The sequence below is a fragment of the Pantoea sp. sgz302252 genome (assembly GCF_047713085.1).
GTDB lineage: Bacteria > Pseudomonadota > Gammaproteobacteria > Enterobacterales > Enterobacteriaceae > Scandinavium.
Genome location: NZ_JBLFJW010000052.1, coordinates 1 through 18,965, shown reverse-complemented (window position 1 = coordinate 18,965; position 18,965 = coordinate 1). Strand labels below are relative to the sequence as shown.

Annotated in this window: 19 protein-coding genes and 1 pseudogene; 6 read left to right on the top strand and 14 right to left on the bottom strand. The window is 52.3% G+C overall.

Translation table 11 applies throughout. The features are described from left to right. Nucleotides 1–220: pseudogene (locus ACLW56_RS23990) on the top strand (IS110 family transposase); the annotation flags it as partial. Between the two features lie 94 nt (nucleotides 221–314). Here ACLW56_RS23990 and lsrG read toward each other — a convergent pair. Then, nucleotides 315–611 (bottom strand): (4S)-4-hydroxy-5-phosphonooxypentane-2,3-dione isomerase, encoded by a 297-nt coding sequence (lsrG, locus tag ACLW56_RS23985; RefSeq protein ID WP_330986152.1) that lies wholly within the window; start codon nucleotides 609–611, stop codon nucleotides 315–317. Further along, nucleotides 608–1,495, bottom strand: a complete 888-nt coding sequence (lsrF, locus tag ACLW56_RS23980) for a 3-hydroxy-5-phosphonooxypentane-2,4-dione thiolase (RefSeq protein WP_330986151.1) — start codon at nucleotides 1,493–1,495, stop codon at nucleotides 608–610. The genes lsrG and lsrF overlap by 4 nt, the downstream gene beginning before the upstream one ends. 190 nt (nucleotides 1,496–1,685) lie before the next feature. On the opposite strand from lsrF, the gene lsrK reads away from it, so the two are divergent. After that, nucleotides 1,686–3,254 carry an autoinducer-2 kinase gene (lsrK, locus tag ACLW56_RS23975; protein WP_330986150.1) on the top strand — a complete coding sequence of 523 codons (1,569 nt, stop codon included), beginning with the start codon at nucleotides 1,686–1,688 and terminating at the stop codon, nucleotides 3,252–3,254. A 50-nt stretch (nucleotides 3,255–3,304) separates the two neighbouring features. Here the strand turns inward: lsrK and ACLW56_RS23970 are convergent, their stop codons facing one another. The 10 genes from ACLW56_RS23970 to ACLW56_RS23925 all read right to left on the bottom strand — a co-directional run bounded on the left by ACLW56_RS23970 (nucleotide 3,305) and on the right by ACLW56_RS23925 (nucleotide 11,786). Continuing rightward, entirely contained in the window at nucleotides 3,305–3,754 is a 450-nt protein-coding gene (locus ACLW56_RS23970; RefSeq protein WP_330986149.1) for a DUF943 family protein, read from the bottom strand. Between the two features lie 26 nt (nucleotides 3,755–3,780). Continuing rightward, nucleotides 3,781–4,089, bottom strand: coding sequence for a DUF3289 family protein (locus ACLW56_RS23965; protein ID WP_330986153.1), 309 nt, complete (start codon nucleotides 4,087–4,089; stop codon nucleotides 3,781–3,783). Nucleotides 4,090–4,327: 238 nt separating this feature from the next. Further along, nucleotides 4,328–4,816: a DUF943 family protein gene (locus ACLW56_RS23960; protein ID WP_330986148.1), complete on the bottom strand. Its 489-nt coding sequence runs from the start codon at nucleotides 4,814–4,816 to the stop codon at nucleotides 4,328–4,330. A gap of 1 nt (nucleotide 4,817) precedes the next feature. Then, on the bottom strand, nucleotides 4,818–5,219 hold the full coding sequence (locus ACLW56_RS23955; RefSeq protein WP_330986147.1) for a DUF3289 family protein: 402 nt from the start codon (nucleotides 5,217–5,219) through the stop codon (nucleotides 4,818–4,820). 28 nt (nucleotides 5,220–5,247) lie between these two features. Beyond that, entirely contained in the window at nucleotides 5,248–6,159 is a 912-nt protein-coding gene (locus ACLW56_RS23950; RefSeq protein WP_330986146.1) for a DUF1861 family protein, read from the bottom strand. After that, nucleotides 6,160–7,218 carry a glycoside hydrolase family 130 protein gene (locus tag ACLW56_RS23945; RefSeq protein WP_330986145.1) on the bottom strand — a complete coding sequence of 353 codons (1,059 nt, stop codon included), beginning with the start codon at nucleotides 7,216–7,218 and terminating at the stop codon, nucleotides 6,160–6,162. Then, nucleotides 7,202–8,785, bottom strand: a complete 1,584-nt coding sequence (locus tag ACLW56_RS23940; RefSeq protein ID WP_330986144.1) for an alpha-amylase family glycosyl hydrolase — start codon at nucleotides 8,783–8,785, stop codon at nucleotides 7,202–7,204. Before ACLW56_RS23940 ends, ACLW56_RS23945 begins: the two co-directional genes overlap by 17 nt. Nucleotides 8,786–8,795: 10 nt before the next feature. Beyond that, a complete protein-coding gene (locus tag ACLW56_RS23935) occupies nucleotides 8,796–9,623 on the bottom strand; it encodes a carbohydrate ABC transporter permease (RefSeq protein WP_330986143.1) in 828 nt (275 codons plus the stop codon). Beyond that, nucleotides 9,624–10,490: a sugar ABC transporter permease gene (locus tag ACLW56_RS23930; protein ID WP_330986142.1), complete on the bottom strand. Its 867-nt coding sequence runs from the start codon at nucleotides 10,488–10,490 to the stop codon at nucleotides 9,624–9,626. A gap of 9 nt (nucleotides 10,491–10,499) precedes the next feature. Continuing rightward, nucleotides 10,500–11,786 (bottom strand): ABC transporter substrate-binding protein, encoded by a 1,287-nt coding sequence (locus ACLW56_RS23925; protein WP_330986141.1) that lies wholly within the window; start codon nucleotides 11,784–11,786, stop codon nucleotides 10,500–10,502. 203 nt (nucleotides 11,787–11,989) lie between these two features. Here ACLW56_RS23925 and ACLW56_RS23920 point away from each other — a divergent pair, with 203 nt between their 5' ends. The 4 genes from ACLW56_RS23920 (at nucleotide 11,990) to ACLW56_RS23905 (ending at nucleotide 17,652) form a co-directional block, all read left to right on the top strand. Further along, nucleotides 11,990–13,021 (top strand): LacI family DNA-binding transcriptional regulator, encoded by a 1,032-nt coding sequence (locus tag ACLW56_RS23920; RefSeq protein ID WP_330986140.1) that lies wholly within the window; start codon nucleotides 11,990–11,992, stop codon nucleotides 13,019–13,021. 15 nt (nucleotides 13,022–13,036) lie between these two features. Then, nucleotides 13,037–14,425, top strand: a complete 1,389-nt coding sequence (locus tag ACLW56_RS23915) for a phosphomannomutase CpsG (protein ID WP_330986139.1) — start codon at nucleotides 13,037–13,039, stop codon at nucleotides 14,423–14,425. Next, on the top strand, nucleotides 14,422–15,489 hold the full coding sequence (locus tag ACLW56_RS23910; RefSeq protein WP_330986138.1) for an ABC transporter ATP-binding protein: 1,068 nt from the start codon (nucleotides 14,422–14,424) through the stop codon (nucleotides 15,487–15,489). Before ACLW56_RS23915 ends, ACLW56_RS23910 begins: the two co-directional genes overlap by 4 nt. 141 nt (nucleotides 15,490–15,630) lie before the next feature. After that, nucleotides 15,631–17,652 (top strand): NADPH-dependent 2,4-dienoyl-CoA reductase, encoded by a 2,022-nt coding sequence (locus ACLW56_RS23905; RefSeq protein ID WP_330986137.1) that lies wholly within the window; start codon nucleotides 15,631–15,633, stop codon nucleotides 17,650–17,652. Nucleotides 17,653–17,678: 26 nt separating this feature from the next. Here ACLW56_RS23905 and ACLW56_RS23900 read toward each other — a convergent pair whose 3' ends face one another. Then, the gene (locus tag ACLW56_RS23900; RefSeq protein ID WP_330986136.1) at nucleotides 17,679–18,092 is read right to left on the bottom strand and encodes a helix-turn-helix domain-containing protein; all 414 of its coding nucleotides are present in this window, start codon (nucleotides 18,090–18,092) and stop codon (nucleotides 17,679–17,681) included. Further along, the gene (locus tag ACLW56_RS23895; RefSeq protein WP_330986135.1) at nucleotides 18,083–18,406 is read right to left on the bottom strand and encodes a type II toxin-antitoxin system HigB family toxin; all 324 of its coding nucleotides are present in this window, start codon (nucleotides 18,404–18,406) and stop codon (nucleotides 18,083–18,085) included. Before ACLW56_RS23895 ends, ACLW56_RS23900 begins: the two co-directional genes overlap by 10 nt. Between the last annotated feature and the right edge of the window lie 559 nt (nucleotides 18,407–18,965).

Here is an 18,965-nt window from a genome sequence, read left to right as displayed (position 1 = left end):
GAAAGTGGGTAATGCAGAGTTGCGCAGCGCACTGTATATGCCAGCGGTTGTGGCAGGAAGGTACAATGAGGTGGTGAAAAACCTGATGGAAAGGCTGTCAGCGAGAGGGAAGACAGGAAAAGAACGGGTATGTGCAGGGATGAGAAAACTGCTGCAGCTGGCCTATGGCGTGGTGAAATCCGGACGCGAATTTAATGCTGAGATACCACTTGCCGGATGACCGGCAAGACGGTATCTCTCCCCAAAGGGGCGAGGGAGAAAACCGGACAGTCCCCTCTCCCCTTTGGGGAGAGGGTTAGGGTGAGGGGTAACCTTCACACCTCCGGCAGCAACCCGACAAAACTGCGCTTCTTACGCGGCTCCGACATCATCTCATCGAGCTTTTCCACGCAGGCGAGATAGTGCGGGGTTTTCTTGTGCGCCAGCACCGCTTCGTCGTCTTTGTAGGCTTCATAGATAAAAAAGCGGGTCTGCACTTCCGGGTCCTGCAGCACGTCAAACCGCAGGTTGCCCGGCTCTGTTAGCGCGCCTTCGTGGTTGGCGCGAAACACGTCGACAAATTCGCTGACCCTTTCCGGTTTGATGTTGATTTCAACCAGCGTCACATTCATCGCTGCTCTCCTTGCTTTTCTTCCTGCCAGAACTGGTACGCCTCGCGGGCGCTCATGTTCTCGTGCACGACTTTTTTCACGGCTTTTAACATCGCCAACGGCGCGCTGGACTGGAAGATATTGCGCCCCATGTCCACGCCACTTGCGCCCTGATCGATGGCTCGCCAGCACATGTCCAGCGCTTCGTCTTCGGGTAGCTTTTTGCCGCCTGCAATCACAATCGGCACCGGGCAGCTGGCGGTGACTTTTTCAAAGCCTTCTTCTACGAAATAGGTTTTCACAAACGTGGCGCCCATTTCTGCGGCGATACGGCTGGCTAGCGAGAAATAACGCGCGTCACGCGTCATCTCTTTGCCGACACCGGTGACGGCCAGAACTGGCATGCCGTAGCGGTTGCCTGCATCCACCAGCTTGATGATGTTGCTGATTGACTGATGTTCATATTCGCTGCCGATATACACCTGCGCCGCCACCGCCGCAACGTTCAGGCGCAAAGCGTCTTCCATCGTCACCGCGACACTCTCGTTTGAGAGCTCGCTCAGAATTGAGTTGCCGCCGGAAGCCCGAAGCACAACGGGTTTATTGGTCGCCGCAGGCACGGTGCTGCGAAGAATGCCGCGGGTACACATCAGCACATCGGTTTCGCCGTACAGCGGCGCAATCGACAAATCAATGCGCTCAAGCCCGGTGGTTGGCCCCTGAAAATAGCCGTGATCAAACGCCAGCATCACCGTACGGTTGCTTTGCGGGTTGAAAATGCGGGCGAGGCGCGACTGCATGCCCCACTCCAGCGAACCGCAGCCCTTCAGGGTGTAGAGCGCATTTTTCTGCGGGCGGTCGAGCCCGAAATCTTTCCCGTCTTTGATATCGTCTAAATCAGCCATCGTCTCCTCCCTCAGAAAACCGACACTGTTCAAAAGCGTAGTCACTCTGGCGACCTTAAATGCGTCTGTCTCCTCACTTTTGCCAGCGGCTTCACACTTCCGATGCAGGTATTTCAGGCAGATGTTCTAGATTTTTATAAGCAGGGTGAAGGGCTTAATGATCAGACGACTCGCTTCGGGAGAAGAGCCAATGAGTTACCTTTTAGCGTTAGACGCCGGTACCGGCAGCATTCGGGCAGTGATTTTCGACCTGGCAGGCCGCCAGATAGCCGTCGGCCAGGCTGAATGGAAACACCTGAGCGTCGAAGGCGTTCCCGGCTCGATGGAGTTCGACCTTAGCACCAACTGGCAGCTCGCCTGCCAGTGCATCCGCCAGGCGCTGGAGCGCGCACATATCAGCGCCGCCGACATCAAATCTGTTGCCTGTTGTTCAATGCGCGAAGGGATAGTGCTTTACGACCGCAATGGTGATGCCATCTGGGCCTGCGCTAACGTCGATGCCCGCGCCAGCCATGAAGTCTCTGAGCTGAAAGAAATTCACGACTACCGTTTTGAATCCGAGGTGTACGGCGTCTCCGGGCAAACGCTGGCGCTTTCCGCTATGCCGCGCTTGCTGTGGCTGGCGCATCATCGCCCGGATATCTATCGCCAGGCCGCCACCATAACCATGATCAGCGACTGGCTGGCGGCTAAACTCTCCGGTGAACTGGCCGTCGATCCTTCCAATGCGGGCACCACAGGCATGCTCGATTTGTTCAGCCGCGACTGGCGTCCGGCGCTGCTGGACATGGCCGGATTGCGGGCAGACATTCTCTCCCCGGTAAAAGAAACCGGCACGCTGCTGGGCGCTGTCACCAAAGAAGCAGCGCAGCAAAGTGGCCTGAGAGTTGGCACGCCAGTGGTAATGGGCGGCGGCGACGTGCAGCTTGGCTGCCTGGGCCTGGGCGTGGTGCGAGCCGGACAAACCGCCGTATTGGGCGGCACCTTCTGGCAACAGGTGGTGAATCTCCCGGAAGTCCGCACCGATCCGGAAATGAATATTCGCGTGAATCCGCACGTGATCCCTGGCATGGCGCAGGCTGAGTCAATCTCCTTTTTCACCGGGCTGACCATGCGCTGGTTCCGCGATGCGTTTTGCGCGGAAGAAAAACTGATCGCCGAACGCCTGGGTACAGACACTTATACCCTGCTGGAAGAAATGGCGAGCCGCGTGCCTGCGGGTTCACACGGTGTGATGCCGATTTTCTCTGATGCGATGCACTTCAAGCAGTGGTATCACGCCGCGCCGTCGTTCATTAACCTCTCCATCGACCCGGAAAAATGCAACAAAGCCACGCTGTTCCGTGCACTAGAAGAGAATGCCGCCATTGTCTCGGCCTGCAATCTGGCGCAGATTTCCCAGTTCTCCGGCGTGAAGTTCGACAGCCTGGTCTTCGCCGGCGGCGGATCAAAAGGCGCACTGTGGAGCCAGATTTTAAGCGACGTAACCGGATTACCAGTGCGAGTCCCTGAAGTGAAGGAAGCCACCGCGCTGGGGTGTGCGATCGCGGCAGGAACAGGTGCCGGGCTTTATCCCGATATGGCAAGCACGGGTGAAAAACTGGTGAGCTGGAGCCGCGTGTTCACACCGAATCGAGAGCATCGTGAGCTGTACGCTGGCATGCTGGAGAAGTGGCAAAAAGTGTATGCCGATCAGCTCGGGTTAGTGGACAGCGGGTTGACGACGTCGATGTGGCAGGCTCCTGGACTGAAAAAATAGTGTAGAGGCAAACAGCCTGCTGAACGGGAGCAGGCTGTTTTGATTTTGCGTCAGGGTGATTTCCAACCTGGTTTGGTTTCAATATTTCCTTCACCGAGAATTTGATAGGTGGTGCCACTGAAGTCTGTTATGAAATCAACTATGCCGGGTGCATCAACATTAACGACAAGAGCAATATCCTTTGGAATACACCTTTTCTCAGACTTAATATCTTCAAAACAACGCAAATCTTCATGAGGATTTTCCCGAAAACTCACAAACCCCGCCCCAGCTTCAAAAAACACAATCCTGGACGTATTTTCAGTGAAGACTGGGTATTTCATTTGCAGCATTTTTTTGTGTTCCAAATACCACTTAATTCGATCCTTATCTGTCCAGGGTAAATGATCAACTACAATATCAACCGATAACCCCTGAAGTGAATCAACATATAATATTCTCACTGGCCGTAACGTCCAGAGATTGTAAAATGCTGTCACTAACATGATTAGTGCGGCCAAAAATATTAACCTCCTCCCTTTCCTTTTCATAAACTTTCATTAACCATGATGCTGGCATTAAAATTTGCAAAATAGGGTCTGAATGCAAAATCTCTGTGCCGTTGAAGAAAAAACCAGATACGGAAGAATCGAAAGTTTCTATTGCCAAATTGACGGTAATTTTCCGGCTTCGGGAAGTCATAACGAATCAGTCGATAAGGATCGACGCGGACGGATATATCATCCAGCCCAAGTGCACGCAGTTGCCGCTCATCCATATCGCCATATTTCATGTCGTCGGCAGTAGTATCATTAAATCTATGAAGGGATTCGAACAAGGTACAGGGTAAGCGCATTGATAAACTTGATATGCCGTGCAATTTTATTTCCTCCTTGAATAACAATTAGTGGTTATAGAACATGTCCAACCTTAAAGGAATAATCATTCGAATAAAGCGCCCGTTCTCACACAGTTCTGTCTGGAGCATGTTTTAGCTATTGGGACAGATCCGTTTAGGCTGGCAACGAGCTGAAATAAAATCATCTGGAAACAGCCTGCTGAGGCTGAGCAGATTTTTTTCTTTCATGACTGGGCTATCGATCGAACAGAGGGCTCGAAATCGGCTTGTTTTCTATTTTACCATCGATATAAACCCGGTACGCCGGACCACCAAAGCCTATATCGAAATCAGTAACCCCCCCATCATAAAAGTGGATAACCAGTAGATCATTTTTCTGGATGCAATTTTTTTCTTTTTTCAAAGACTCAAAGCAACGTAAATCCTCATGATAGTTATCCCGTGAACTCATGAATCCCTCCCCAATATCTAAGAAAACAATTTCATAAGTATTCTCATTAAATTCAGGATGTTTTTTTTGCAACTTTCTTTTATTTTCCAAAAACCATTCAATTCGACCTTTATCCGTCAAAGGTAGATGGTCGACCACTATATCTAGCATCATATCCTTATATGAATCTATGTATATAATATTAACCTTTCGCAATGTCCACAAATTATAGAAAGCCGTGATCACGAAAATAGCAACTGCTATTAAAAGCATTTTTCTCCCTTTGCGCTTCATCTTAACCTTTCACCATGATATCAGCATTAAAGTTGGTAAAAAAAGGTTTAAAGGCAAAATCTCTATGCCTCTGAAGAAAAAACCAGATGCGGAAAAAGCGAAAGTTACGGTATAAAGAATTATGGATATCGTTAATATCTAACCCCTCAACAGGCCTGAAGGAAAAGCCATTTTCAAATTGACGGTAATTTTCCGGTTTCGGGAAGTCATAACGAATCAGTCGATAAGGATCGACGCGGACGGAGATATCATCCAGCCCAAGCGCACGCAGCTGCCGTTCATCCATATCGCCATATTTCATATCATCGGCAGAAGTATCATTAAATCGATGAAGGGTTTCGAACAAGGTGCAGGGTAAGTGCATTGATAAGTTTGATATGTCGTGCAATTTTATTCCCCCCATGAATAATCACTCGAATAAAGTTAGGGCGTCACCGTAAAAAAGGGTCTGGTATCTCGCGCCAGTGAACCTCGCAGTCGCTGGCGCCACAAAACAGCAGGCAATGCTTTCCGTCACGGTACAGGCCTCCGGGGAAGATAACGTCCCGTAAGTCTTCGCGTTTGCTTTCCCCGGAGAGGAGATCGGCCCTGCTACAGATAATGCGTAATGGAGTCTGTTTCCCGGTGAGGAAGTTAAGGCGAAACGTCGCTGCGTAATAGTGGCGATCGCCTTGCGCATCAAAACAGGCAACGTGTGCCAGTACCCCCACCCATTGCTCATCCAGCAGCCACGCTTCGTTCACTCCACACCAGCTTTCGCTTTCCAGTTGACTCAGCAGCGTGCCCTGTAAAAACAATGGAGTCGCCAGTTCGCTGAGGCTGTTGATCATCAGCCAGCCAATTTTCCCTCGCCCGCCGATCTCTCCCTGAGGACGAGTGAATATCAGCAGCCGTTTATCAGGAAGCTGCAGCAGGCGAATATCCTTCATCCCCCATGGGCCCACGGTTAACGGACGCAGCGCGGCTATCGATTTCCCCTGCCACAGTTGCGTTCGCCAGCGCAGCCCTTTGCCATCCGGGTCAGGTGCCGTTTCTACGCCACCCAATACCCAGCCGTTGTCGATTCGGCAGATAAAAGGATCCTGTAAATCAAACACGGGCAAGTCGTCTGCCAGCACCGCTTCAGCATGCCCCTGCCAGTGAAAAAACCGGATTTGTGAGGCTTCACTGTCCCGGCGCTCTACCCGGGCGGCAATCAGCCATCTTTCGCCTTCGCGGAAAGGGGCCGTCGGATTGTAGACGTCATAGCCCGCCACCCCGCTGAACGTTAGCTTTATGCTGACTGCCGGTTGTCGGTGCTGACAATATTCACGGTACAGCGCAGCAGTGGCAGGCAGACTCATTTACACCAGTTCCAGATGCTGCCACAACTCAGCCATTGAAAGCGTCGCCAGCGCGATGCTTTCATCCGCAGCGCCGTACCAGACATGCAAGGTTTCATCGCGAATCAGTGCTCCGCAGGTAAAGACCACGTTGCCGAAAAAGCCCTCTCGCTCGTACGGGGCAACAGGCTCCAGCAGGGGCGTTGACGATTTGGCAAGAATTCGCGTGGGGTCCTGTAGATCCAAAAGGAGGGCCCCAAGGCAGTAACGCTGTCTGGCATCCACGCCATGGTAGATCTCAAGCCATCCTCGTTTCGTTTTCAGTAGCGGTGCACCGCCGCCAGATTTCAGCACGTCCCATGAATCCCCTGAGCGTCCCAGTAAGTGGCGGTGATTGCCCCAGTGCAGCATATCGGGGGACTCGCAGATCCAGATTTCAGGATGACCAAAATGGCTCGGCGCCGGACGGGTCAACGCCATGTAATGTCCATGAATGCGCTCGGGGAAAAAGCAGACATCACGGTTATCCGGACAGAAAATCAGCCCTTTCTTTTCCACGCTGACAAAATCGCGTGTGATAGCCAGCGCGGTAGATATGCCCAATGGCGAAACAGCGGAGTAGTTGATATACCAACGGTCATCGATGCGAGTGATGCGCGCGTCCTCACAGCCGAATTGTTCATACTGGGTGTCCGGCACGATAAAGGCGTGATCGTCGACAGTGAAATTCACGCCATCGCGGCTGCGGGCCAGACGCAGATGTGACATCGACGTCAGCCACAACACGGCGGGATCGCTTTTCAGTACGATGGTGCGCGGATCGCTAAAATCATAGCGCTCATCGCTGCGGTCAAAGATTTTCTCAGCCAACTGCCATCTGCCCTGCTGTTCGCTCAGCAACGGCACCACTAGCTTGCCGGGATCGGTGCTGTTGATACTTTCCGCCACGCGAACCAGCAGAAGAATGTCGCCGTTCACCTCGGCGACACCGGCATTAAATACACAATCGACCTTCCAGCCAGGTTGCGAGGGTTTCACATCCGCAGGGGTGATGAGCGGATTTTTACTGTGCCTTTCCATGAAAACTCCTTTTAATTACACACTGATTTTTACCCAGCCATTCAGCATTCTCGCCATACAGCGTTTCCGCCGGGATCTCATACCAGGGATTCCTGATCGCTTCGCCAAAATTGACGCAGACCCAAACACTTTCTTGTGCGCACTCACGTAAAAACAGGATGGCGTCTTTTTCCTGTGTCAGTCGTCGGTATTCTCCATGCTGCAAGCCAGAGGAATTATTGCGGATGGCTATCAACCGCTGATAGTGAGACCAAAGAGAAACAGGATCGGCTTTCTTTAGGGCAATGTTGACGACATCCGCATCGTGGCTGAATGGCATCCATGGCGTGGTGGTAGAGAAACCAAAAAACGGTTGATTGTTCCAGGCAAGCGGCGCGCGCGAGGCATCTCTTGAGTGGCTGATGGCCTGCAGCAGGGCATCGTCATGAGACAGCCCTTGCGCAAGCGCCGTGCTGTACCAGGTTTTTCCCTGAACATCGTAGATATCCGCTTCTGTTCGTGGACGATAGTTGGATAACCCGGCCTCTTCCCCTTGATAAATAAAAGGCACGCCGTAAGCCGTAAGTTGCAATACCGCCACGGCCGCAGCACGTGCGACATCATGCTCATGCTCGCCGAAGCGGCCAATCATTCGCGGCATATCGTGGCTGGAGAAAAAGAGCGTCGGCGGGCCAGTGAGCGGGTCTCGCATCGCCTGTAGCTGCGAGAAGATAGCGCCTACATCGAACGTTTTCTGGCTGCCCAGATTGAAGTTGAACACGACGTCCATCAGGTCATTACGCTGATAGCGGCGCAGGACTTCCAGTGAGTCACTGCCGATTTCACCCACCAGAAAAGGCTCCCCGTGCTCACGAAGGTAACCACACAAACGCGTGAGCACACGTTCAAGGCCCGGCTGATTGACGTCGTGAAGATGCTCCTGCTCGCCGCCTTGTTCCGGGTTATCGGCCCCGGGTCCGTCAGTTGTCAGAAAATTGATGACATCGAAGCGAAAGCCGTCGACACCCAACGCCCGCCAGAAATCGACCACCTGGAAAATCGCTTGTTCGACCTGCGGGTTCTGCCAGTTCAGGTCTACCTGCTCAGGGGAAAATTTATGGTAGTAAAACTCACCGGTGTCGGGCTCGGCTGTCCAGGCGCTGCCGGAGAAAAAGGACTGCCAGTTATTTGGCTTATCCGTAAAAATAAAATAGTCACGGTAGCGGCTGGCGGGGTTGTTCCAGGCATTGACAAACCAGGGATGCTGTGACGATACATGGTTGACCACCAGATCGATGATCACCCGAATGCCTCTTTGGTGGCTGGCCTGCACCAGGCGAGTAAAATCCTCGATGTTGCCAAACCGCGGGTCTACCGCGCAGTAGTCGCTGATGTCGTAGCCGTTATCGACCAGCGGCGAAGGATAGAACGGCGTTATCCAGATCCCGTTAATACCAAGCTCCGCGAGGTAATCCAGTTTTGTCAGCAACCCCGGAAAATCCCCCAACCCGTCGCCATTACCGTCACAAAACGAGGGTAAGTACACCTGATAAAACACCGCTTCCTGCCACCATTGCGGCTTGTTCATGGGATTCTCCTTATTTCAGCGACAGTGACATGCCCTGAAGGAAGTAATTGCGGAACAGGATGAACAACGCCACCACCGGCAACATCTGCAACACCGAACCTGCCAGCACCGGCCCGAGATAAACGCCATACGATTTGCTGAAGGTGGCAAGCAGCACCGAGAAAGGCATTTTGTCGACGTCGCGCATCACGATGAGCGGCCAGAGAAAGTTGTCCCAGGAGCTGGAAAAGGTGAAGAGCGCGACGATGGCGAGAATCGATTTGTTCAGCGGGATCATCACGTGGCGAAGGATGCCCCAAAGGTTCGCGCGATCCAGTTTCGCCGCAGAGAGATAGTCGTTCGGCGTACCTTTAAAGCTTTGCGACACCATGAAAATGCCCCATGCGCCCATGGCATACGGCAGGATCATCGCGCTGTAGCTGTTGATCAGCCCCAGCTCACGCATCAACACAAACTGCGGGATCACGAACATAAAAGCCGGAAACACCATCTGCACGATCAGCAGATTTTTGAAGGTCTTCTGGCCGAAGAATTCTGTCTTCGCGACGGCGTAACCCACCAGTACCGAGCTCAGCGTGACGGAGAGCGTGATGGTGAGTGAGACAAACAGCGAGTTGCCCAGCGTCAGGAAAAAGGGTTTGTTCGCCCGCTCGCTGTTATCCAGCAGAAAATGATAGTTTTCCAGCGTCCAGTTACCGGAAAACAGCGATGAGGTGTAAATCTGCGCCGTGGGTTTGAGCGAAGAGATAAGCATCCAGATAAAGGGATAGAGCCAGCTCAGCGCCAGTAAAAACATCACGGCATGAACGATCAGGCTTTTAGGCGTTAAGGTTTTCATTCAGACAATCTCAATGTTTTTTTCGAACAGGCGACGGAATAACCAAATCGTCAGGAAGCTGCAGGCGGCAACAATGATTGACATCATCGCCGCCCAGCTGGGTTTCATCTGCTGAAAAGCCACTTCGTACATCACCACCATTGGGCTGGTTGTGCTGTTCAGCGGGCCGCCACCGGTGATGAGATAGGGTTCAGTGAAGATGCTGAATGCCACAGTGATCGCCAGCACCATTACCATCACAATTTGCGGGTTCATCATCGGCACGGTGATGGACCAGGTGGTGCGAAAACGCCCGGTTTTGTCGAGCACCGCCGCGCTGTAGATATCTTTGGGGATCGCCTGCATACCGGAATAGAGGATCAGCCCGTAATAGCCGACAAATTTCCAGGTCACAATCAGGGCGATAGAGAGCATTGCGCAGTCGGGGCTGGTAAACCAGGGCACGCTAACGCCCACTGCTTCACGTAAAAAAGCATTTACTGGCCCATACTCACTGAACATTTTCGAAAAAACGATAGAATAAGCCACCCCTGATGAGACGTTGGCCAACAGAAAACTTAAGGCAATAAACGCTTTGCCGTAGCGTATTTTCTTCAGCCCGGCGGCAAACAGCATTGAAGCAATAAAAACGATGGGAAGGTAATAAAGCAAAAAGCGAAAGACATTAAGCATTGCGCGCCAGAAAAGCTTGTCGTGGATTATACCGATGAAATTACCCATACCGACAAATTCAGGCGTACCAATAAAATGCCACTGTGTCACGCTTAATAACACCAGCCAAATTAAAGGATAAAACCAGAATACGGAAGAATAGCCTATCCATAAGGAGGCCAGCAGGCCTCCAGTACGTGCGTCGCTTTTCGCCATAATAGTCTCTTACTGGTGTAGGGACTGATTAATTTCCTTGCCTGATTGTTCCAGAGCATCAGCAGGACTCTTATCATTAAAAATCACTTCTTCGAGCATCTGGGTCATGCTGCGCTGTATTTCTGTCGTTTTAGTGGTGGCGACCGGAGGAAGCGCAACATCAACATACGAAGCGATTTCCCGCTCAATGGGGTGCTCATTGAAGTAATCAACAAACAACGGATTGGTTAATAAATCTGAACGTGCGGGCGGCATGCCCGTTGTTTCCAGCCAAAGCCGGTCATTCTCCGCCCGGGAAAAGACCCATTGCATAAATGCCCAGGCTTCCGCCTTGTGCTTGCTGGTACTGAAAATCACCATGCCTTTGCTGTCGCCAAACGTGTACGGGTGCGCGGTCCCTTGCTCAGTTAGCATCGGGCCTATTTCAATGGATTTCAGCACTTCAGGGTACTGCTTACGATAGCGAGCGATATCCCATGGCCCGCGGGCGGAGGCCAGAACCTGGCCGCTGGCGAGTGGATCGTCCGCCGACGTGAAGTCATAGCTGCTCCAGCCTTGATGGAAAACGTTCCCCATAAAAGCCAACACTTTTTGGCCCGCATCCGTCGCCAGAGTGGCCTTGTTGTCGGTGATATAAGACTTTCCCTGACTCTGAGCATAAAACAAAGGGATCAAGTCAAACCAACGTTCCCACCAGTTTTTCCCTGCTGTCAGCTGCATGACATAGCCGTTGTTATCGGCTTTACGCAACGCGGCCAGACGGTAAAGGTCGTCATAAGTCCGCGGGACATGATCAAACCCATACTGCTTTAACAAATCGCCGCGCCACCACCAGACTATCGGATTAACATAAACCGGCAGCACGCTCTGCTGGCCGTTTATCTGCCAGGCCGGGATCAACTCCTCCATTTTTCGCCTGGCGATTAAGTCAGCAAAGCCCGGCATGGGCGTTAAATCTTCAATTTGCTTTTGTTCCGTCAACTGACTGGCGAAGCCAATGAAAATGTTGCTCGACATATCCGGCTCCGTACCGGATGCCAGCGCATTCATAATGGCTTCTTCTGAGCTGCTGGCCGCAGGGATCGGCGTGAATTCGACCGGCATATGGGCGGGATCCTGATTCCACTCTTTGACGATTTTCGTCCACCAGGCTTCTTCATTTTCATTCGGCGCTACCCACATTTTTAGTGTCGCCTGGCTGTGAGCCTGTTCTTTATTTTCATCAGGACCGCAGCCCATAAGGGCTATTGAAATAAGCGAAACCGCCATCCATGTCATGCGTAATCGTATCTTCATGATCGCTCCAGATTAGTTATTTTACGTCTTTTTTCGCCAACCGATATATTGAACGTCCCGGAGGTTATCACTGGTTATTTTTGTTTAACGTTAAACACATCACAAATACCATTCTGTTTTGCGTTCATATTAAAAAAAGAAAATCCGTGAAAACATAATAAAAACCAAATAAACAAAAGAGACACATCACTCAGACAAATATAATGAACACAAAAAATAAAATAACCATCAAATCACTGGCAAAATTATTAGGGGTATCGCATACCACTGTGTCCAATGCCTGGAATAACCCGGAAAAACTCTCCAGCGAACTCAGGGAACAGATCCTGAACTATGCCCAAAAGAGAGGTTTTCAGGGACCGGATAAACTTGCCCGAGCACTGAGGACCGGCCGCGCCGATGCGGTGGGTATCATTTTTAATGATGCAATGAGCTACGTGTTTATCGATCAGCACGACATCAACTTAATGCGAGGTATCGCCAGCGCTTGCGAGCAGGAAAATATTAATCTGGTGCTGATCCCGCTCCATCACTCAAACAATATGAACGCAACCCCCGTCACCACACTGGTGGATGGCTATATTCTCAATGCCACCTACCAGCATGAAGCGATTATCCAGCAAACATTGGCGCAAAAACGCCCTGTCGTGACGCTCGATTTTTCCCTGCCTGAACACAGCAGCGTTTCTATCAACAACGCCCGGGCAATGCAGGAGATCGTCGAATACCTGATCGCCAAAGGTCATCAAAATTTCGGCATTATTGCCTTCCCATCCAGCAAAGGCATGGAGGGGATGCAGGTATTGACCGAACCGCTTAGAGGCGACAACGCCGTGATGATCACACGCGTAAACGCCTGCTTCGAAACGCTTGCCGCACATGGCCTGCGCGAACATTGCTGGCTGCACCAGACCCAACATGATGAAGAGCATGGTGCAGACGCTGCCAAAGCGTTATTGCAGGCTTATCCGCACATCACCGCCCTCGTTTGCCTTTCCGACAGATTTGCCGCCGGAGCGGTGCGGTACTGCACCCGCAATAACATCATGATCCCACAGCAGGTGGCGATTACCGGTTTTGATAACACCACGGTGGAGACTCAGGGCATAGGACTGACAACCATTGCACAGGATGCAATGAAAAAGGGCCGTATTGCACTGGAGTTGTTACTAAACAAAGGAACGGTTACTCATCATGAGCTGGAGTATCAGTTCATTGTCAGAGAATCGGCGTAAGTTTTAAGGTAAAGAATGGATGAATTAACCTGTTTTAAAGCCTATGACATTCGCGGTGAAGTGGGGGTGTCGCTTACTGAGGAAATCGTGTTTCGCATTGGCCGGGCTTATGGCGTATGGCTTAAGCCACAGCGCGTCGTGGTGGGCGGTGACGCACGCTTGACCTCACCCGCCTTCCGACAAGCTCTGACCCGCGGTTTACAAGCCAGCGGTGTAGACGTGATTGATATTGGCATGTGTGGTACCGAAGAAGTCTACTTTGCCACGCAGTATCTGAAGGCCGACGGCGGAATTCAGGTCACCGCCAGCCATAATCCCGCGCAATACAATGGCCTGAAACTGGTCAGAGAAAAGGCGATCCCTATTCACGGTGAAAATGGATTAGAGGCAATTAAAGCCCTCGCACAAACGGCCCATTTTCCTGCAGCGTCCCGGACAGGCAACTGCACACAGGTGAACTGCCGCTCAGCCTGGGTCGATCATCTTCTGACCTATCTTCACCTTCCGCCCCAACGCCGCTTGCGCATTGTCGTTAATGCAGGACACGGCGCTGCGGGGCCTGCCTTTGATGCACTGGCCTCAGCATTAAGCGAACGCGGAGTCGAACTCGACGTAATACGCTTGTTTCACCAGCCTGATGGCACATTTCCTGCCGGTGTGCCTAATCCCATGCTGAAGGAAAATCGCCAGCACACTCGCGAAGCCGTTCTTCACTATCAGGCGGATTTCGGCATCGCCTGGGATGGCGATTTCGACCGCTGCTTTTTCTTTGATGAGCGCGGCGAGTTTATCGAAAGCTATTATCTGGTTGGCCTGTTTGCTCGCCAGCGTTTAGCGAGCTATCCAGGCGACACCATCCTGCTCGATCCGCGGCTGACCTGGAATACGCTCGAAAGCGTCCAGCAAGCCGGTGGGCACGCCCTTATTTCCCGTACCGGCCATGCTTTTATCAAAGCGCGTATGCGTGAGGAAAATGCACTTTATGGCGGTGAAATGAGTGGTCATCACTACTTTCGCGAATTTGGCTACTGTGACAGCGGAATGATCCCACTGATATTGATGCTGCAAATCCTCGGAACTGAACGCTACCCGCTTTCAGACCTGATTCGTGAAGCCCAGCAGCGCTATCCTGTCTCAGGAGAGATCAATCTCGATGTGCCGCAACCGGCGAAAATCCTGCAATACGTCTCGCAGCATTACACTGAGCAAGGCGGCAAGCGCGATGATTGCGACGGGATAAGCTTCGATTTCCCTCTGTGGCGCTTTAATCTGCGCGCCTCTAACACCGAACCGCTGCTAAGGGTCAATGTAGAAACACGTCATGACCCTCACCTGCTGAAAAACAAAACGGCTGAACTGCTCGCACTCATTGCCTCATCTCCCTCTTCAGGAAGGACATCATGACCGCCTTAAGTCTCTGCAATATTCATAAGAAATATGACAAATCCACGATCATTGAGAATCTGTCTTTAGAGATCGCCTCAGGCGAATTTATTGTGCTGGTTGGCCCCTCCGGTTGTGGAAAATCAACGCTGCTGCGAATGATTGCCGGGCTTGAATCACCTGATGGCGGCAGCATAAAAATGGGTCAGGAAGACGTCACGCATCTGGCTGCGGGTAAGCGCAGTTTATCGATGGTCTTTCAATCTTACGCCCTCTACCCGCACATGACCGTGCGCGAAAATCTGGCTTTCGGCCTGAAGAATATGAAAACCCCTGCGGCCGACATTGAAAAACGGATTGCCCGCGCAGCCAGCATGTTGAAACTCGATGACATGATGGATCGTCTGCCACAGAACCTCTCCGGTGGGCAGCGTCAACGCGTGGCGATCGGCCGATCGATCGTTCAACAACCAGAACTTTTTTTGTTCGACGAACCACTGTCTAATCTCGATGCAGCTTTGCGTGTTGAGATGCGCCAGGAAATTCAGGAACTGCATCAATTGCTGCGCAACACCATGATTTATGTGACACATGATCAGGTTGAAGCCATGACCCTGGCAGACAGGATTGTGGTGCTCTACAAGGGAAAAATCGAACAGACGGGTTCGCCTCTGGAACTGTATAACCGCCCGGCTAATCTCTTCGTGGCCGAATTTATCGGCACACCCAAAATCAATGTGCTGCCGGCAAAATGGCATCTGAACGGCATTCTGCTCAACGACGAACGCTTCATTCCTCTAAACATGAAACCGTCGGGGCTGTGCGAAGGTGACAAACTCTTCGTTGCTGTGCGTCCTGAACATCTTCACCCACACGAGCAAGGGGATATCTGTCTTGATGTCGACACTCGACTTTGCGAACTTCAGGGAGATTCAACACTGGTATGGTGTAAGTTCGGGGCGCAGGATCTTTGTCTGAAATCTTTCCAACAGCTGGATTATGCGCCGCGGTCGGCTCTGACCATCAGCGTGAACGAAGCTGACCTGCATTTTTTTGATGGCCTTGGTAAACGTATTAATGCCTGACGGCTCGCCCCTGAACTTCCTGAGGGGCGTTCTTTGAATCCCATCACAATCACTGCACGCCCCCTTTCCCCTTTTGCCTCACGAAAGCTAAATTAACAACTCATCCGACCACATAACAATAATTTTACACTGGAAGCGATTATGAGCCACTACCCGTCACTGTTTGCCCCACTCAATCTGGGCTTCACCACCCTGAAGAACCGCGTTCTGATGGGGTCGATGCACACCGGGCTGGAAGAGCGCCCGGACGGCACTGAACGACTGGCCGCCTTTTATGCTGAGCGCGCCCGTCACGGCGTGGGGCTGATTGTCACGGGCGGCGTGGCACCTGCGCTTTCAGGCGTCGGAATGGAAGGCGGTGCCGTGCTCAACAATGCCAGCCAGCTGGCGCATCACCGCCCGGTGACTGACGCGGTGCATAAGGAAGGCGGCAAAATTGCGCTGCAAATTCTCCACACCGGGCGCTACAGCTATCAGCCTCGCCCGGTGGCCCCTTCTGCGCTTCAGGCTCCTATCAACCGCTTTAAGCCGCACGCGCTGACGCACGATGAAATTCTGGTGCTGATTGATGACTTTGCGCAGTGTGCACTGCTCGCCCGCGAAGCAGGCTATGACGGCGTGGAAGTGATGGGCTCTGAAGGCTATCTGATTAACGAATTTCTGGCGACGCGAACCAACCAGCGTGAAGACGAATGGGGAGGAAGCTGGGAAAAACGCATGCGCTTTGCCGTCGAAGTCGTTCGTGCCGTGCGTGAACGTGTCGGCGACGACTTCATCATCATTTACCGTTTATCCATGCTGGACCTGGTAGAAGGCGGCGGAAATTTCGATGAAACCGTCCAGCTGGCGCAAGCCATTGAAGCGGCGGGCGCAACGATCATCAACACCGGAATTGGCTGGCACGAAGCACGTATTCCGACTATCGCCACGCCTGTGCCGCGTGGGGCTTTCACGTGGGTCACACGTAAGCTTAAAGGCAAGGTGAACATTCCGCTGGTCACCACCAACCGCATTAACGATCCGCAGGTTGCCGATGAGATCCTCGAACGTGGTGATGCGGATATGGTGTCGATGGCGCGGCCATTCCTTGCAGACGCCGAGTTGCTTTCCAAAGCGCAAAGCGGGCGGGCCGATGAGATCAATACCTGCATCGGCTGTAATCAGGCCTGTCTTGACCAGATCTTTATGGGCAAAGTGACCTCTTGTCTTGTGAACCCGCGCGCCTGCCATGAAACGCGGATGACGTTCGTGCCTGCCCAACAGAAAAAAAATCTGGCGGTTGTTGGCGCGGGGCCTGCGGGGCTTGCTTTCGCCGTCAATGCCGCCGCCCGTGGACATCAGGTCACGCTGTTTGATGCAGCCGGTGAAATCGGTGGGCAGTTCAACATCGCCAAGCAGATCCCTGGCAAAGAAGAATTTTACGAAACGCTGCGCTATTACCGCCGGATGATTGAGATCCACGGGGTGAAGCTGGAGCTGAACCGCTTTGTGAACGCGGAAGATCTGGCCGGGTTCGATGAAACGATCCTCGCGACGGGTATTGAGCCGCGAATGCCAGCCATCAACGGGATCGATCATCCGAAAGTGCTGAACTATCTGGATGTGCTACGCGATAAAACCCCGGTCGGGCAGAAAGTGGCCATCATCGGCTGCGGCGGGATCGGCTTTGATACTGCGATGTATTTAAGCCAGCCGGGCGAGGCCACCAGCCAGAATATCGCCGAATTTTGTGTGGAATGGGGCATTGATACCAGCCTGAGCCAACAAGGTGGATTGCGTCCTGAAGGCCCGCAGCTTCACCCCAGCCCGCGCCAGATAGTGATGTTGCAGCGCAAAGCCAGCAAGCCCGGCGAAGGGTTAGGGAAAACAACCGGCTGGATCCATCGCACAACCTTGCTGGCGCGCGGTGTGAAGATGATCCCGGCCGTGAGCTACGAGAAGATTGACGATCAGGGTCTGCACGTGACGATCGGCGGCGAGCCGCAGTTGTTGGCTGTTGATCATGTGATTATCTGTGCAGGCCAGGAACCACGCCGCAGTCTTGCTGAGCCGCTGCGTGCAACAGGCAAACCGGTACATCTGATTGGCGGGTGCGATGTGGCGATGGAACTGGATGCCCGTCGGGCGATTGCCCAGGGCACGACGCTGGCGCTGGAGATTTAACGACTCTCCCCTCACCGGGGAGAATATCAGTCGATAAACATCGCGGGAGAGATGCCAAACCGCTTCGACAGCTTTTTGGCATGCTCCAGCGTCAGCTTCCGTTTGCCATTCACAACGCGTGATACCATCGATTTGCTGCCGATTTCCGGGAAATCGGAGAGGGTTAAATTGTACTGATGCATCAATGTGCTGAGGACCGCTACGCCTGAAGGAATCGATGCCATAAGCGCATTAAACTCGGCAAACTCCGGCGCAGATTTTTCATAGGCGGTAATAGTATTGCAGGCGATCTCCAGTAATGGGTTCTCAGGATCGTTGAGTAACAGATATTCGATAAACTTAAGCGCATCGTCATGCTGCTGTTCATTTTGAATCCCAGCCAGGAAAGGTGCGCTCGCCGTCAGCGCTTCCCCCGCCTTCAATATGTCAGCTATAACCATTTGTTTTTCCTTTTTGTACGGTGCATGACAGTGAATGAATCGTACTCTTTGTGCGTAAACACATGACGAACATAAAACTTCTGGCTTTCAAAAAAGATCAGGGCAATCAACCTCAGCTCGTTATGCCCCAGATTGATGACATAGTGCTTATCGAGGTACTTAAAATTGTCCAGTGAGGAAAACTGCGATCGCAACTCTTCCGGTGTTTTGAAATAGCCCTTCTGGACAGTAATGCCTAATTGCGCGAGCTCAACCCGGTGTTGCGGAAACCTTTTCCCAGCGTCTTTCAATGCTTTTTCTGATATCAAGTGCATCTCATCTTATCCCTGACAAAATGGTTATGCAATGCGCAAAGTTGCCAAACTGGCAACTCTTCATGTTAAGCGCCGACGAGGAAAATTAAGGGAAAGCGTAAGGACTTCACCAGTCTTAACGCGGGATGAGTGGGGATTAGTTGAAGAATTGCGTACACGCTTCCAGAAAGGACCGTGGTTTGTCGGGGCGATGGTCTGGCGCTGGAGATTTAAGAACAAAGCCGCCTTTTCCCCCTCTCCCCGGCCCTTATGTCTTGATCTTCTCCGTTTCTGCGGAGAAGATCCCCGACTGATCATCGGGAGGTTACCGGTGAGCATCACCCGGCCCTGGTGCCCCTGAGCCCGTGGGAGAGATTATGCCCCGGTAACCTGTTTCCCTGTCGCCTCAAGACCGAACGGTATCCTGTGCCCCGAGCACCCACATATAAGGATGGTCCGGCGATATTATTCATAAGGTTATGGAGTGCCATGATGAGTCTTGTCTCCGTCGGCGTTGATATCGCCAAACTCAAGTTTGATGTTGCTGTCCTGCTGCCAAATCAGAAGTACAAAACCAAAA